Origin of the sequence: Cryobacterium roopkundense (assembly GCF_014200405.1) — a bacterium.
Lineage (GTDB): Bacteria > Actinomycetota > Actinomycetes > Actinomycetales > Microbacteriaceae > Cryobacterium > Cryobacterium roopkundense.
Window position 1 is genome coordinate 196562 of sequence record NZ_JACHBQ010000001.1, and the last position, 15891, is coordinate 212452.

The following is a 15891-nucleotide window of genomic DNA, read 5'->3' on the forward strand; positions in this document are numbered from 1 at the left end:
GGAGAGTTAATTGTCGAAGATTAAGGTTGAGGGAACGGTTGTCGAGCTTGACGGCGACGAGATGACCCGCATCATCTGGCACGCCATCAAGGACACGCTCATTCACCCGTACCTCGATATTGACCTCGAGTACTACGACCTGTCGATCCAGAAGCGTGACGAGACCAACGACCAGATCACGATCGACGCGGCCCACGCCATCCAGAAGCACGGCGTCGGCGTCAAGTGCGCCACGATCACCCCCGACGAAGCCCGCGTCGAGGAATTCGGCCTGAAGAAGATGTGGCTCTCGCCCAACGGAACCATCCGAAACATCCTCGGCGGCACTATCTTCCGCGAACCGATCGTCATCTCCAACATCCCGCGCCTCGTGCCCGGATGGAACAAGCCGATCATCATCAGCCGCCACGCCTACGGCGACCAGTACAAGGCCACCAACTTCCGTTTTCAGGGCAAGGGCACGCTCAGCATGACCTTCACCCCGCAGGACGGCAGCGAGCCGTCAACGTTCGAGGTCTTTCAGGCGCCGGGCGACGGCGTCGCGATGGGCATGTACAACCTCGACTCGTCGATCACCGACTTCGCTCGCGCCTCGCTCAACTATGGCCTCGAGCGCAAGGTTCCGGTCTATCTGTCCACGAAGAACACCATCCTCAAGGCCTACGACGGTCGTTTCAAGGACATCTTCCAGGACATCTTCGACACCGAGTTCCGCGCGGACTACGAAGCCGCCGGCCTCACCTACGAGCACCGCCTCATCGACGACATGGTCGCTTCGGCCATGAAGTGGGAGGGTGGCTACCTCTGGGCCTGCAAGAACTACGACGGCGACGTTCAGTCGGACACCGTGGCCCAGGGCTTCGGCTCGCTCGGCCTCATGACGAGCGTGCTGTCCACGCCCGACGGCAAGGTCGTCGAGGCCGAGGCCGCCCACGGCACCGTGACGCGCCACTACCGCCAGCACCAGCTGGGCAAGCCCACGTCGACGAACCCGATCGCCTCGATCTACGCCTGGACCAGGGGCCTCTCCCACCGTGCCAAGCTCGACAACAACCCGGCCCTCGCCGAGTTCGCTCTCACCCTCGAAGATGTGGTCATCAAGACCGTCGAGAGCGGCAAGATGACGAAGGACCTCGCCCTTCTCGTGGGCCCCGACCAGGGGTACCAGACGACCGAGGAGTTCCTCGGATCGCTCGCCGAGAACCTTCAGGCTCGCCTCGCTTCGCCGGCACTCGCCTAATCAGACTGCTCCGAGAACGACCCCGACCGCCCCGGTCGGGGTCGTTTTTCATGTGGAGGGCGAGCCACGCCCGGCTGGCGCAGAGGCTCGCGGAACGCCAGACTCGGGGTATGAAACGCATTGTGGATGCCGTTCGGTGCTATCCCATCGTCGTCGCCACAGTTTTCGTGGGGCTGCTCGGACTCGCCCTCTGGTGGAACGGGTCGCCCGAGGCCGTGCAGTGGCTGTTCAGCGCCTTCGGCCTCGTCGTGGCGGCGATCGAGTTCGTCGGTATGGTGAAGCGGCTGCGTCAGGGGATCTTCGGCGTTGACCTTCTGGCGATCATGGCGATTCTCGCCACCATTGCCGTGGGCGAATATGTCGCTACCCTCATCATCGTTCTTATGCTCAGCGGCGGTGCGGCCCTTGAGGACTACGCGGCCGGCCGGGCAACCCGGGAATTGAATGCTCTGCTGCAGCGTGCCCCGCAGATCGCCCACCGGTTCACCGCGACGGAAGCGGATGTCGTCGACGTGCCGGCCACCGATGTGGCTGTGAACGACCTGTTGCTCGTGCGTCCGGCCGAGATCGTGCCCGTCGACGGCGAATTGCGCTCCGCGGAGGCCTCATTCGACGAATCGTCACTCACCGGGGAGAGCCTGCCGGTGGAGCGTCATGCCGGGCAGCACGTGTTGAGCGGGTCGATCAACGGGCAGACCGCGGTGACCATGCGGGCCACCGCGAATGCGGGAGACAGCCAATACCAGCGCATCATCGCACTGGTGGAGGAGGCTGCGAGCAGCAAGGCCCCGGTCGTGCGTCTGGCCGACCGCTACGCGGTGCCGTTCACGGCCCTTTCCCTTGCCCTCGCGGGCCTGGCCTGGTTTCTCTCCGGCGATCCAGTGCGCTTCGCCGAGGTACTTGTGGTGGCGACGCCGTGCCCCCTGCTGTTGGCGGCGCCCGTGGCGTTCATGGGCGGGATGAGCCGCGCCGCACGCAACGGCATCATTGTGAAGGGTGCCGGTGTGCTCGAGACACTCGCGCGGGCGCGCACTGTGGTCTTCGACAAGACCGGCACGCTCACGGAGGGCACGCCCGTGATTGCGGAGGTGCGCCCACAGGCGGGTTTCGGCGCGAACGAGATGCTCGCCCTCGCGGCGTCGGCTGAGCAGTACTCGTCACACGTGCTCGCGGCATCCGTGATCGCGGAAGCCTATGGGCGCACGCTCACCCTGACCTCGGCCGAGACGGCGAGTGAGGTCGCCACCCACGGGGTCGTCGCCCACCTCGCAGGCGTTGAGGTGATCGTGGGCAAATTTTCGTTGGTTCGGGAGCACGCGCCGGATGCCGTGATGGCGTCACTGCGCGGGGGCGAGCTCGCGATGTACGTGGCGATCGGCGGGCGGTATGCCGGGTGCCTCGTGGCCCGCGACAGGGTGCGTGAAAACGCCCGGGAGACCGTGGCAGCGCTGCGCCGGCTCGGCGTCGGCGGCACCGTGATGCTCACCGGCGACGCCAAGGCGACCGCCGAACACATCGCCGCGCAGGTGGGAATCACCAGGGTGCAGGCGGACTGCCTGCCCAGCGACAAGGTCGAAGCCGTGCGTGGGCTCACGGATCGTCCGGTGATCATGGTGGGCGACGGAGTTAACGATGCTCCCGTGCTCGCGGCCGCCGACGTGGGAATCGCGATGGGCGCCAGGGGGTCAACGGCGGCCAGTGAGTCGGCCGATGTCGTCATCATGCTCGATGACATTTCACGCACCGCGCGGGCGGTCGCGATCGGCCAGGACACCGTGCGGGTGGCCCTGCAGAGCATCTGGCTGGGGATCGCGCTCAGCGTGGTGCTGATGGTCGCTGCCGCCTTCGGCCTCATCCCGGCCACCATCGGTGCGCTGAGCCAGGAAATCGTGGACCTCCTCACCATCCTGAACGCGCTGCGGGCAATCGGTGGGCGCCGGGATGCCGCGGCCGCGCGGACCTCGACGCCGCCGCAGGCGCAGGTCCGGCCGTCCAGGAGCGTCTCGCGCTCGGAGTGACGACGGGGACCCCGAACGGGGGTGGTCAGCTGCCCTGTTCGAATTCACGGTCTGGCGGTACGTTCGCGGCGATGTCGGGCCCTGACGCGGGGCAGAACGACTCGGGCATCCCATCGATTGGACACGCTCGTGAAATCTGTCGCCGGTTCCCACCGAGCCATTTCCGGGTGGCTGTTCGACTCCCTCGCCTCGGCCCTCGCCCTCGGTCTCGTGGCCTCCAGCTTGGTCGGTGGCGTTGCCGCGATGGCGGCGGTGGCGCCCCCTCCCTCGTCGACGGCGTCCGCTGCGACAGGTGTGGGACAGCCGCGGACAGACCTCGGGGCCGGGCGCTATATCGTCACCCTGAACGACAGCGCGGCCGCGACCTACACGGGAGGCGTCGCGGGCTTTGTCGGCACCAAACCGGGAGCAGGCAAGAAGTTCACCGCTCAGACCACGGCCGTTGCGGCGTATTCGACGTATCTGTTGGACCAGCAGCAGAAGGTCGCGGCCTCGGTGGATGCCAGGATCGGCTACTCCTACACTCTCGCGCTCAACGGCTTCGCGGCGAATCTCAGCGCGAAGCAGGCCGTGCAGCTGGCCTCCCTCAAGAACGTGGCGACCATCACACCGGAGGGGCGCGCGAAGACCACCGAGGTGCGCTCACCCGATTTTCTCGGCCTCACGGGGGCGAACGGCGTGTGGGACGGCACGGGCGGTGCCGACCGGGCCGGCGACGGCGTGGTCGTGGGCGTGCTCGACACGGGCATCGCTCCCGAGAACCCCTCCTTCGCCGGTGACCGGCTGGGCACGGACCCCGGCGACGAGCCGTATATCGACGGTGACACCATCCGCTTCACCAAGTCAGACGGCGGAGTCTTCACCGGCGCGTGCACGACGGGCGCGCAATTCGGAGAGAGCGACTGCACGACCAAGATCGTGAGCGCACGCTATTTCGTCGACGGCTACGGCGCTGGGAACATCGGCGGGCCGCCGATCGGTGAGTATCTCTCACCGAGAGACGGCTTCGGACACGGCTCCCACACCAGCAGCATCGCCGCCGGCAATCTGAACGTGCGGCCCAGCGTGGACGGAAACGACAACTACGGCGTCATCTCAGGTGTGGCCCCCGCGGCCAGGATCGCCGTCTACAAGGTGTGCTGGAGCGGGCAGGACCCCACCAGCTACTTTGACGACTACTGCACCTACTCCGACATCCTCAGCGGCATCGAACAGGCCGTCGCCGACGGTGTCGACGTGCTCAACTATTCCATCGGGGGCGGACCGGCAAGCACCACCGTCTCACCCATCGATCTGGCGTTCCTCGGAGCCGCGTCGGCCGGAATCTTCGTGGCGGCCGCTGGCGGCAACGCCGGTCCCGGGCCCTCCACGCTCGACAATGCCAGTCCGTGGATCACCACCCTGGCCGCGGGGTCACTCCCTCAGAGCCAGGCAACGGCCACGTTGGGGGATGGTTCGCGCTACACAGGTTCGTCGGTCTCTGTCTTCGGGGCGGACGGCACGCCGGTGGCTGCGCCTCTCGTGCGTGCGGACCTCGTGGCAACGCCCGGGGCCGCGGATCCACTGGGGTGCGGCGCGAACGCCCTCGACCCGACCCGAGTCACGGGCACTGTCGTACTCTGTCGCACCGACGCGCTCCCGAGCACCGTCAAATCGGCGGAGGTGCTCCGAGCGGGCGGGGTCGGCATGCTTCTGGTGAACGAGATCCCCGGTTCCGTTGAGGCCGCGGTAGAGTCCGTGCCGAGTCTCCATCTGGATGATTCGTCGTGGGCTCCGCTCGTCGATTACGCGGCAACCGCGCAGGCCGAGGTCAGCTTCGCGGCCGGGGACCTGTCGGGCTCCATGACACCGGCGCCGCAGGTCGCCGACTTCTCCTCGCGCGGCCCCGTGGAGGCCGACGGCAGCGATATCCTCAAGCCAGACGTGACAGCTCCCGGCGTGAGCGTTCTCGGTGCCTGGCGTGACCCGCTCTTCGGCACACAGCCCACGTGGGTCTACGCATCCGGCACGTCCATGGCCACACCGCACGCCGCGGGCCTGGCGGCGTTGTACCTCGGGGAACACCCGCTCGCGACGCCGGCCGAGATCAAGTCCGCCATGATGACAACGGCGTACAACACGGTTGACCCGCTGGGCGCACCGATCACCGACCCCTTCCAACAGGGGGCAGGACACGTCGACCCGACGAAATACCTCGATCCTGGATTGCTCTACCTGAACGGACCTGCCGACTGGTACGCCTACATGCAGGGAATCGGCTACGACGTGGGCGTGACGCCGATCGACGCGAGCGAGCTCAACCTCGCCTCTATCGCCATCGGCTCGCTCAGCGGCACGCAGACGATCACCCGAACGGTCACGTCTGCCTCGGCCGGTGAATTCACCGTCGAACCGGTGACCATCCCCGGCGTCACCACTGTCGTCGCTCCCCGTAGCATGACCTTCGGTGCCGCCGGGGAAACCCAGAGTTACACCGTGACGTTCACCCGAACGGATGCCGCATTCGGCCAATTCGCGACAGGCTCACTCGACTGGGTCAGCTACGCGGGGGCGAGCCGTCTCGTGGTGCACAGTCCGGTGGCCGTGCGACCCATCAGGCTCCCGTTCGTCGCGCCGGCCGTCGTCGAGGGTGCGGGAATCACCGGCGCCGTCGACGTGACGGTCACGCCCGGTGACAGCGGCGACGTTCCGCTGAGGCTCAGCGGCCTCGCGCCAGGGGTGCGCATTCCCAACCCGGCCGACCCCGCGGACCCGCACACGGGCCGCGGAAAGACGGCAGAGCAATTCACTTACGACCTCGAGATGCCCGACGCGACAGCGCTCGCGCGTTTCGACCTGGACGGTCTCGTGGAAGCGAGCGATCTCGACCTCGTGATCTACCAACTCGACGGACCGGGCGGCACGCCCAGCAACCTCTGGGGTTCGTGGAGCCTTGCAGCCAACGAACGGGTCGAGCTGATGGCTCCGATCCCCGGCTACTACCGGGTGCTCGTGAACGTCTTCAGTGGAGCGAGCGCCTTCGATGTGACGACATTCCTGGTGCCGTCGGCTGCCGGTGAGGGAGCTCTGGCCGCGACTCCGCCGGTGTTGGCCGCCCAGTCGGGCGTCCCGACGACGTACAGCCTGTCCTGGTCGGGCCTGACGCCTCAGACCGGCTACCTCGGACTCGTGAATTACACGGGCACGGTCGACCCCTCCGGTCTGGAGGCAACGACGACGGTCTTCGTGCAGGCGGGTCAGGCTCCCGCGCCGGTGAACATGGTCTTGCCGAGCATCACCGGGAAAGCCGAGGTGGGGCACACGCTCCGGGCGCACCCGGGGGAGTGGACGCCAGACGGACTGACCTACGGTTTCCAGTGGCAGGCCGACGGCGTGGACATCCCCAACGCGACGGCGAAGCGCTACCGCGTCGGGAAGGCGGCCGGAGGGAAAACCGTCGCGGTCGTTGTCACCGCTTCGAAGCCAGGACTGGCAACGAGCAGCGCCACCTCGGCGGGAATCGCGGTGAAATTCACATCGAAGACCACCATCAGGCTGAAGCCCGCGGTCGCCAGCTCCTCGCAGCGGGTGAAGGTGAAGGTTGCCGTGGTCTCTGACGAACCGGTGCAGGGTGAGGAGGTGACCGTGACCGTGGCCAGACAGCGATACACGGTCACTCTGAACTCGCACGGCGCCGCTACAGTGCGCCTGGCCCCGCTGCATCCCGGCCGCTATACGGTGAGCGCGCGCTTTCCCGGTAACGACAGGGTTTCCGCTTCCAAGAGTCCGAAACGCACCCTGAGAGTCGAGGGCTGAACCGGGTGAAACGCCTGTCTGGCGTCACGCATTGCGGCCGACACGAGGCGTTCTGTCCCCCAAACGGGAATTTAAATGTCTGGTCAGGACCGAATCCCTGCGATAGGTTCTGAAGCAAGTTGTGCCCCGAGCCGGGGCAGAACGGTCCGCGTAACCATATCGGATTGGACAAGCTCTTGAGCTCTATTCTTAGGCCACCCACGTCTCACCCCACCCCGGGCAGACGCCTTCGCGGCATGACCGCGGCCGGCCTCACATTCGCCATTGTCGGCGCCGCAACCCTCGTCGGAACCAGCGGCGCGGCCATCGCCGCCCCGGCGCAACCGGGGCTCGCCGGAGCCATCGGCGCCGGGATTTCCCAACCCATGACCGAGCTCACGGCCGGTCGCTACATCGTGACGCTGGCAGACGACGCCGTCGCCACCTATGACGGCGGTGTCGACGGATTCTCGGCCACAACGCCCGGCAGCGGTAAGAAGTTGAACGCGCAGAGTCGCGCGTCAGAATCGTATGGGGACTATCTCGGGGGAAAGCAGAAGAAGGTCGCGGCATCCGTTGATGCCGACATCGACTACTCCTACACACTCGCTATTAACGCCTTCGCCGCCGATCTCAGCGCGAAACAGGCCGTGGCGCTCTCGGCGCAGAAAGACGTGGTTTCGATCACCCCCGACGAGCTGCGACAGATCACCGCTACCCCGTCGACCGACTTCCTCGGGCTCAGCGGCGACAACGGAGTCTGGAACAGCATCGGCGGGGCCGACCAGGCCGGCGCCGGCGTGGTCGTGGGCGTGCTCGACACGGGCATCGCACCCGAAAACCCGTCGTTCGCCGGTGAGGCGCTCGGCACGACAGCGGGCAGCGACCCCTACCTCGACGGTGACACGATCACCTTCGCTAAGGCCGACGGCGGAACCTTCACCGGCACCTGCGTCGCCGGCGTGCAGTTCGCCACGACCGACTGCAACACCAAGGTTGTCGGTGCGCGTTACTACGTGAATGGCTTCGGCGCCAACCGCATCGGCGACCCGTCGGTGGGCGAATACGCCTCACCGCGCGACGGCGACGGCCACGGTTCGCACACGGCCAGCACGGCCGCCGGCAACCACGACGTGCCCGTGACCATTAACGGTCTCGACTATGGACTCATCTCCGGTGTTGCCCCGGCCGCCAAGGTCGCCGCGTACAAGGTCTGCTGGAGCGGACCCGACCCGGCCCTGTCGACCGATGACGGATGCGCCACCTCTGACATGCTCGCCGCGATCGACCAGTCGGTCGCCGACGGCGTCGACGTGCTGAACTTCTCGATCGGCGGTGGAGCGGCCACGACGACGGTCTCTCCCACCGACGTGGCGTTCCTCGGTGCGGCCTCGGCCGGCATCTTTGTGGCCGCCTCGGCCGGCAACTCCGGCCCGGGTTCATCCACCCTCGACAATGCCAGCCCCTGGATCACCACGGTCGCCGCGAGCACCATCCCCGGTTACGAGGCCACGGCCACGTTCGGCGACGGATCCGCGTACGCCGGTGGCTCGATCACCGTCGACCGCACCCCTGGAGCCACCCCGCTGAGCGGTGACCTGGTGCGCGCCGACCGCGCAGCCGTCGCCGGCCACGATGCGGCCGATGCGCTGTTGTGCGCACCGAATTCCCTCGATGCCGCCACCGTGACGGGCACCATCGTGTTCTGCGAGCGCGGGGTCTACGACAGGGTCGCCAAGTCGGCCGAGGTCAAGCGCGCCGGCGGAATCGGCGTCATCCTGGTGAACAGAACCGCCGGTTCAGTCGACACCGACGGGCACACGCTCCCCACCGTCCACCTCGACGGACCCTACTGGGATGCGACCTACGCGTACGCGGGGACGGACGGGGCCACGGCCACGCTCACACCGGGCAACTCCACGAGCTACACACCGCCGACCCCCCAGGTTGCTGGCTTCTCGTCTCGCGGACCGGCTCTCGCTGACGGCAGTGACATTCTGAAGCCCGACATCACGGCTCCCGGCGTGGCCATCCTCGCCGACGGTGCCAACGCCGCCGGAGAAGCGCCCACCTGGCAGTTCATCTCCGGCACGTCGATGTCGTCACCGCACATCGCGGGATTGGCCGCCCTGTACCTGGGCGAACGACCTTCTGCCACACCGGCGGAGATCAAGTCGGCCATGATGACGAGCGCCTACAACACTGTCGATTCGGCTGGGAACCCCATCACCGACCCGTTCACCCAGGGTGCCGGTCATGTCGATCCGACAAAGTTCTTCGATCCCGGCATGCTTTACCTCAACGACACCCCCGACTGGTATTCCTACATTCAGGGCATCGGCTATGACGTGGGCGTGGCACCGATTGATGCGAGCAACCTGAACCTCGCCTCCATCGCCATCGGAGCTCTCACCGCCCCCGAAACCATCACGCGAACCGTGACGGCGACCACGGGCGGCGAATTCACCGCGCAGCCGATCGATATCCCCGGTATCGACGCGGTTGTCTCGCCGTCGACGCTGTCGTTCAGCGGTCCCGGCGACACCCAGAGCTACACGGTGACCTTCAGCCGAACGGATGCCCCGCTCGACTCGTTCGCGACCGGTTCCCTCGAGTGGGTCGGTGGCAGCGGCGACAACCAGGTGTCAGTGCACAGCCCCATTGCCGTGCAGCCGATCGCGATCAGTGCCCCGGCCACGGTCGACGGTACGGGAATCGACGGGTCGGTGGACGTCTCGGTGACCCCCGGTTCGACAGGCGACCTGCCGCTGAACGTCAGCGGCCTCGCGGCCGGGCTGCACCAGCCGAACGCGACGGATCCCGCCAGCGCTAACACCGGAACCGGCGTGGTGGGCGACGAGTTCACCTACGAGGTGACGATTCCGGACGGTGCTCAGCTCGCACGGTTCGACCTTGACGCCATCGATGACACGAGTGACCTCGACCTGATCGTCTACCGACTGGACGGCCCGGGCGGCACACCCGTTGCGGGCTGGCAGTCGGCAACGGGCTCGGCCGACGAACGTATCGATCTGCCGGCCCCGGATGCGGGATCGTACCTCGTGATCGTGGACGTGTATTCGGGCACCACTGCCTTCGATGTGACGACGTTCTCGGTTCTCGCCGGTGCCGGCGACGGTGGCTTTGCTGCCATGCCAGCCGTGTTGACCACCGTGCAGGGCGTTCCGGTGAGCTACACGCTCAACTGGGCCGGCCTGTCCCCGGAGACCGACTACCTCGGCATCGTCGGTTACGGCGACACCTCGGTGACAACAGCGGTGTCAGTCGCGTCAGGTGCCGCACCCGTTCCGGAAGGTCCCGTGAACACGGTGCTGCCGTCCATCACAGGCACGGCCGTCGTCGGACAGACCCTGCGTGCCCACCACGGCGATTGGAGTCCTGAAGGACTCACATACAGCTACCAGTGGCAGGCGGATGGAGTCGACATTCACAAGGCGACGAAGTCGACGTACAAGACCGGAAAGAAAGACGGCGGCAAGACCCTCACCGTCGCGGTCACGGCGTCGAAGAGCGGGCTGGAGTCTGCGGCAGCAACCTCGGCCGGCGTCGTCGTGAAGTTCGGCTCGAAGACCGACCTCAAGATCGAGAAGACCAAGGGCTCCTCAGCCAGAGGTACTCAGGTCGCGGTGTCGGTGAAGTCCGATGGGATGATCACTGGCTCGACTGCGGTGATGGTGAACAACGAGAGCCACCCCGTCACCCTCGATAAGAAGGGCACGGGCAGCGTCACTCTCAAGCACCTCAAGCCGGGCACCTACGAGGTGACAGCCGTCTACTCCGGCAGTGACGTCGTCGCCGGTTCGACGAGCAGGAAGCAGACTCTGCACATCGACAAGTAGCGCTCCCGCACAGGCAGAAGGGCTCCCGGTGTACCGCCGGGAGCCCTTCTGCCTGCGCACAGGAACTGTGTCGGAGTAGGAACTGTGTCGGAGTAGGTACTCTGGAAGAATGCGACAGGGGCCCTTCTCACGCGGCCCGGCGTCGGGAGCGGCTCCTCAACCGCGGCTGTCCCGCGGCGTGTACGTGCTCGGCATCATCGCCTTCTTCGTGATGGTCGGCTTTGGCGTGGTCGTTCCCGTGCTGCCCGTCTACGTGCGTACCTTCGGCGTGAACTATGTGGCCGTCGGGGCCGTCGTGTCGGCGTTCGCCCTCATGCGCCTAGTCACGAGTCCGTTCTGTGGCCGGCTGATCGACTGGGCGGGGGAGCGCACGGTGCTCTCGGTCGGCATCGGCATCGTCGCGGTCTCCAGCGGGTTGGTCGGCGTCGCCGAAAACTACCCGCAGCTCCTGCTGCTGCGCGGAGCCGGCGGCATCGGGTCTGCCCTGTTTTCGGTGTCGGCGATGACCCTTCTGCTCGGCTCCACTCCCGCGGCCATTCGCGGGCGTGCCCTCGGCTTCTACCAGGGCGGGTTCCTGATCGGCGGCATGGCCGGTCCGGCCATCGGCGGCTTGCTGGCCACGATCTCGCTCACGGCACCCTTCTTCTTCTACGCCGGCACCCTCGCCGTGGCGGGAACCATCGGTATCGTGCTGCTGCGATCAACCGGCCCGGCGTCGCTGACCGACGGGGAGTCTGCTGCACGCACGCCCTTCAGCGTCGTGCTGCGCGATACCCGGTTTCGGGCGGCGTGCCTCGCGAACTTCGCCCAGGGCTGGACCTCGCTGGGTATTCGCGCCACCCTGATCCCCGTCATCATCGTCGAGGTGCTGCGCGGTTCGACGAGCTGGACCGGGATCGCCTTTGCCTGCGCGGCAGTGGCCCAGACGCTCACACTCGCCCCCGCCGCCCGTTTCATTGACACCGTCGGCCGGCGGCCCGCCATCATCGGAGCGTTCGCGCTCGCCGCGGTGACGATCATGGCGGTTCCGTTCGCCCCGAACATCTGGGTGCTGGGGGCGCTGCTCTGCGTCTACGGCGTGGCGGCCGCTTTCATGGGAACGGCTCCGGCCGCGGCTCTCGGTGACGCGGCCGGCCCCCGCAGCGGCCGGCCCGTCGCCATGTTCAGCATGTTCGCCGACGCCGGTGCCATCGCCGGTCCGCTGGTGGCCGGGCTGCTCGTCGACCTGGTATCGCTGCCGCTGGCGTTCCTGGTGGGTGCGCTCTTCCTGCTCGCGGCATCCGCTTACGCGCTGCGGATGCCGAGGGAGGGTCTCAGCCCAGCAGTCGCAGCCCGGTGAACCAACACACCTGGCGCAGCCATTCGTCGTCGAGTCGCGGTTCCCGCTCCTGTAGCCGTGCGAGCGCCTCGAGCTGGTGGGCGTAGGGATACGGGATGTTCGGGAAGTCGCTACCCAGGACCACACGCCCGCCCAGGTCGGCGAGCCTGGCGAGCAGGTGGTCGGGGTAGGGCGCGACCTGCTCGAAGAAGTCCGTGAACGCCATGGTCGTGTCGAGATGCACTCGGGGATACGTCTCCGCCAGGGCGAGGAATTCGCCGTACTCGGGCGAGCCCATGTGCGCGACAACTGCGGTGAGCAGCGGATGCCGACGGAGCACGCCCTCGAGCTTGTCCGGTCCCGTGAAACCCGGGCGCGGAACGGGCCCGCTGCCTACGTGGATCACCACGGGAATCTCCGCATCGGCGAGCATCCCCCAGGCCGCATCGAGCGCGGGCTCTCGAAGGTCGAAGCCGCCCACCTGGGCGTGGATTTTGAAGACTCGGGCGCCGCGTTCGAGGGCCGAACGCACCTCATCCAGTACGCCATCTTCGGGGTAGAACGTGGCGCTCGGCACCACGTCGGGCTCGCGGGCCGCGAGGTCGAGGGCGAATTCGGTGAGATCGGCGGCCATGCCCGGCCGATGCGCGTAGCCGAGGGCGGTGAAACGACGCACACCCAGAGCCCGGATACTCGCCAGCCGGGTGTCCTGGTCGGTGCGGTATTCAATGGGCCACGGTCGACCGATGAGGGGCCCCGCCTCGTCGAAGTGTGCCCATACCCGGCGCAGCATACGATCGGGCAGGAAGTGAGTGTGGATATCGATCAGGCCGGGCAGTCCGAGCGCCTGCCACCACGCGGGCACGTCGGTGTCGGCGAGTGCGTCGGCGTCGGTGGGCGCGGCGGTCACGAGGGCTAGTCGGCGAGTTCTGTGCGGCCGGAGATGATGCCGCTCACGGTGGCCGTGATCGCGAACACCACGGTGATGATGGGGAATCCGAGGTCCCACCACGCGATGGCCGCGGCACCGAAGACGCAGATTTCGACGAAGGCTTTGCCGAACGGGTCCAGCTTGAACACGGCTTTGGGGGAGCGGAACAGTGCCCAGACCAGGACGGCGAAGGCGGGGGCGGCGATACCCACGATGATGCCGGGCCACGGCAGCGGCCACGCCGCAAAACCCCAGATACCGAGGGTGACGAAGGCGAAGAGTTCGAGGACGAACCGGAGAATATCGTTGCGGCCCACGGCGGGTTTTTGAGGCGTGTCTGTCACGACAGTCAGTCTAGCCACGATGGGCAGTCGAGGATTCGGCTACCTGAAAATGATGGTGCGGGCGCCGTCGAGCAGTACTCGGTTCTCCGCGAACCACTTGACTGCCTGAGTGAGCGTGCGGCTCTCCTCGTCCTGACCGATCGCCACGAGCTCCGCCGGGGTGCGGGAATGGTCTACCCGCACCACGTTCTGTTCGATGATCGGCCCCTCGTCAAGGTCGCCCGTGACGAAGTGCGCGGTCGCGCCGATGAGCTTGACGCCGCGCGCGTGCGCCTGGCGGTAGGGGTTGGCCCCCTTGAAACCGGGCAGGAAGGAGTGGTGGATGTTGATCATGCGGCCGGCGAGGCGCTCGCACAGCTCGGGAGAGAGGATCTGCATATAGCGCGCCAGCACGACAAGCTCGATGTCGAGCCCGTCGACTGCGGCGATCACGCGGGCCTCAAAGGCACGCTTGCTCGCGGCATCCGTTATCGGCAGCGATTCGAAGGGCACGCCATAGAAACCCACCAGGTCGCGCAGGGTGCCGTGGTTGCTCAGCACGAGGGGAATCTCGACCGGAACCTGGCCGCCGCGCTGGCGGAAGAGCAGGTCGTTGACGCAGTGTGCGGCAGAGGATGCGAGCACCAGGGTGCGCAGCGGTCGGCCGACCACATCGATCACCGATGTCATGTCGTAGCGGGCGATCACGGGCGCGAGGGCGGCCTCGAAGTCGCGTCGTTCGGCGGGGGACTCCACCTGAAGTCGCATGAAAAATCGCCCGGTGTCGTCGCTCGAGAACTGCTGACTCTCGACGATGTTGCCGTGGGCCTCCACGATGGCGCCGCTCACGGCGTGCACAATGCCCGGCCGGTCGGCGCAGACCAGCGTGATGACCCAGTGGTTGGCGTGGGCGACGGGAGAAGAAGTCATTGGACCAGATTACCGGCGGGACTGGCCCCGAGGCGACGGGTCGACTAGCCTAGGAGCGGTCGCGACCACACTCGCGGCCCCGGGCGCGCACGTCGGCGCGCAGCCGTTCTGCATTGCCGTGTCATGGATAACACCGACACGCCCCTGAACCATCGGGAGTAGAACCGCCGCTCGCGATTGCAGCTCAATGTCTCTCACCGCCTCCATTCCCATTCAGCGCGCCGACGGACCGGACACACCGTCCGTCGCAGCCCCACCCTTCCCCTGGGTCGGCCTGATCGTGCTCGGCGCCGCTGTGTTCCTCTCGATCACCTCCGAGATGATGCCCGTCGGCCTCCTGCCCGAGATGAGCGCCTCGCTCGACGTCGACCGCTCCCAGATCGGCCTGCTCGTGAGCTGGTTCGCCTTCACGGTCGTCGTGACGAGCACTGGCCTCGCCCACCTCACCCGCCGCTTCTCCCGCCACGGCCTCGTCGTGGCCGTACTCCTGATCTTCGCCCTGAGCAACGTGCTCACCGCCATCGCGCCCACCTACGAATTCGTCGTGGCCTCCCGGATTCTCGGTGGCATGGCACACGGAATCTTCTGGTCGGTCGTCGGCGCCTATGCCGGGCATCTCGTGCCCAAGGAACAGATCGGTCGCGCGGTGTCGATCACCGTCGCCGGCGGAACCCTCGCGTTCATCTTCGGGGTACCCGTCGCCACCCTCGCCGGCCACCTGCTCGGCTGGCGCCTCACCTTCATTCTGCTCGCCGGTCTCATGGTCGTGGGCGCCGTGCTCGTCTGGCGCTTCGTGCCCAAGGTCACGCACCATGCGGGTCGGCAGGCGCGTACCTCAGGCTCTGCCGAGGCATCCGCTGTTGTGGTGGCCGAACCGCGTCGCGACCCGACGACCGCTGCGGTTGCGTTGATCTGCGCGATCACTGCGATCACCATGGTGGGCCACTACACGTTTTATACGTACGTCACGCCGTTCCTCACCGACGGGCTGGGCGTCGCCATCACGGACGTGCCCATGATGTTGTTCCTGTTCGGCATCGCAGGCGCGGTGGGCCTGCTGCTGGTGGGAACGGTTTTCGGGCCGCGCCCGCAGCTCGGGCTCGTGGTGGGCGTTGCGGCGAGTGCGGTCGCGGTCACGGTGCTCGCCCTCACGCTCTTGCCGGTGTCGGTCGTGTCCCTACCGGTCGCGGTAGTGGCGTTCATGCTGTGGGGACTCGCGTTCGGGACCCTGCCGCCCCTGCTGCAGACCCGCATGCTGCACACCGCATCCGCTCGCATTCGCGACACCGCGAGCGCGTTCTATACGACGGCGTTCAACGCCGGCATCGGTGCGGGCGCCCTGCTCGGCGCGCTGCTGCTCGACACCGTGGGCCTGAGCGTTATTCCGTGGGTCTATGTGGGCCTGCTCGCGCTGTCGCTCGCGCTCGTTCTCGTCACCGACCGGCTCTCCCGCCCCCACGCCGCCTGACCTCCGAATTCGACGGAGATTTCGACCCA

9 protein-coding genes are annotated in these 15891 nt (G+C 67.1%); 6 read left to right on the top strand and 3 right to left on the bottom strand.

The genetic code is table 11. The annotated features are described in order from the left end of the window. Positions 1 to 10 precede the first annotated feature (10 nt). The 5 genes from BJ997_RS00990 (at position 11) to BJ997_RS01010 (ending at position 12231) form a co-directional block, all read left to right on the top strand. Positions 11 to 1240 (top strand): NADP-dependent isocitrate dehydrogenase, encoded by a 1230-nt coding sequence (locus BJ997_RS00990; RefSeq protein WP_035837465.1) that lies wholly within the window; start codon positions 11 to 13, stop codon positions 1238 to 1240. Between the two features lie 110 nt (positions 1241 to 1350). Further along, complete coding sequence (locus tag BJ997_RS00995) at positions 1351 to 3258, top strand: heavy metal translocating P-type ATPase (protein WP_035837468.1); 1908 nt, start codon at positions 1351 to 1353, stop codon at positions 3256 to 3258. Positions 3259 to 3387: 129 nt separating this feature from the next. Beyond that, complete coding sequence (locus tag BJ997_RS01000; RefSeq protein ID WP_152602251.1) at positions 3388 to 7053, top strand: S8 family serine peptidase; 3666 nt, start codon at positions 3388 to 3390, stop codon at positions 7051 to 7053. Between the two features lie 236 nt (positions 7054 to 7289). Next, the gene (locus BJ997_RS01005) at positions 7290 to 10892 is read left to right on the top strand and encodes a S8 family peptidase (protein WP_084141330.1); all 3603 of its coding nucleotides are present in this window, start codon (positions 7290 to 7292) and stop codon (positions 10890 to 10892) included. 109 nt (positions 10893 to 11001) lie between these two features. Beyond that, complete coding sequence (locus BJ997_RS01010) at positions 11002 to 12231, top strand: MFS transporter (protein WP_035837472.1); 1230 nt, start codon at positions 11002 to 11004, stop codon at positions 12229 to 12231. Here the strand turns inward: BJ997_RS01010 and BJ997_RS01015 are convergent. From BJ997_RS01015 to purU, 3 genes are read right to left on the bottom strand one after another with little or no spacing between them, the layout of a single operon-like run. Continuing rightward, a complete protein-coding gene (locus BJ997_RS01015; protein ID WP_035837473.1) occupies positions 12206 to 13120 on the bottom strand; it encodes an amidohydrolase family protein in 915 nt (304 codons plus the stop codon). The two genes, BJ997_RS01010 and BJ997_RS01015, sit on opposite strands and share 26 nt — an antisense overlap. Positions 13121 to 13125: 5 nt before the next feature. Further along, complete coding sequence (locus BJ997_RS01020; protein WP_084141331.1) at positions 13126 to 13485, bottom strand: YrdB family protein; 360 nt, start codon at positions 13483 to 13485, stop codon at positions 13126 to 13128. Positions 13486 to 13524: 39 nt separating this feature from the next. Continuing rightward, positions 13525 to 14394 carry a formyltetrahydrofolate deformylase gene (gene purU / locus BJ997_RS01025; protein ID WP_035837475.1) on the bottom strand — a complete coding sequence of 290 codons (870 nt, stop codon included), beginning with the start codon at positions 14392 to 14394 and terminating at the stop codon, positions 13525 to 13527. Positions 14395 to 14581: 187 nt separating this feature from the next. Here purU and BJ997_RS01030 point away from each other — a divergent pair, with 187 nt between their 5' ends. Beyond that, a complete protein-coding gene (locus tag BJ997_RS01030; RefSeq protein WP_052542395.1) occupies positions 14582 to 15862 on the top strand; it encodes an MFS transporter in 1281 nt (426 codons plus the stop codon). Positions 15863 to 15891 lie beyond the last annotated feature (29 nt).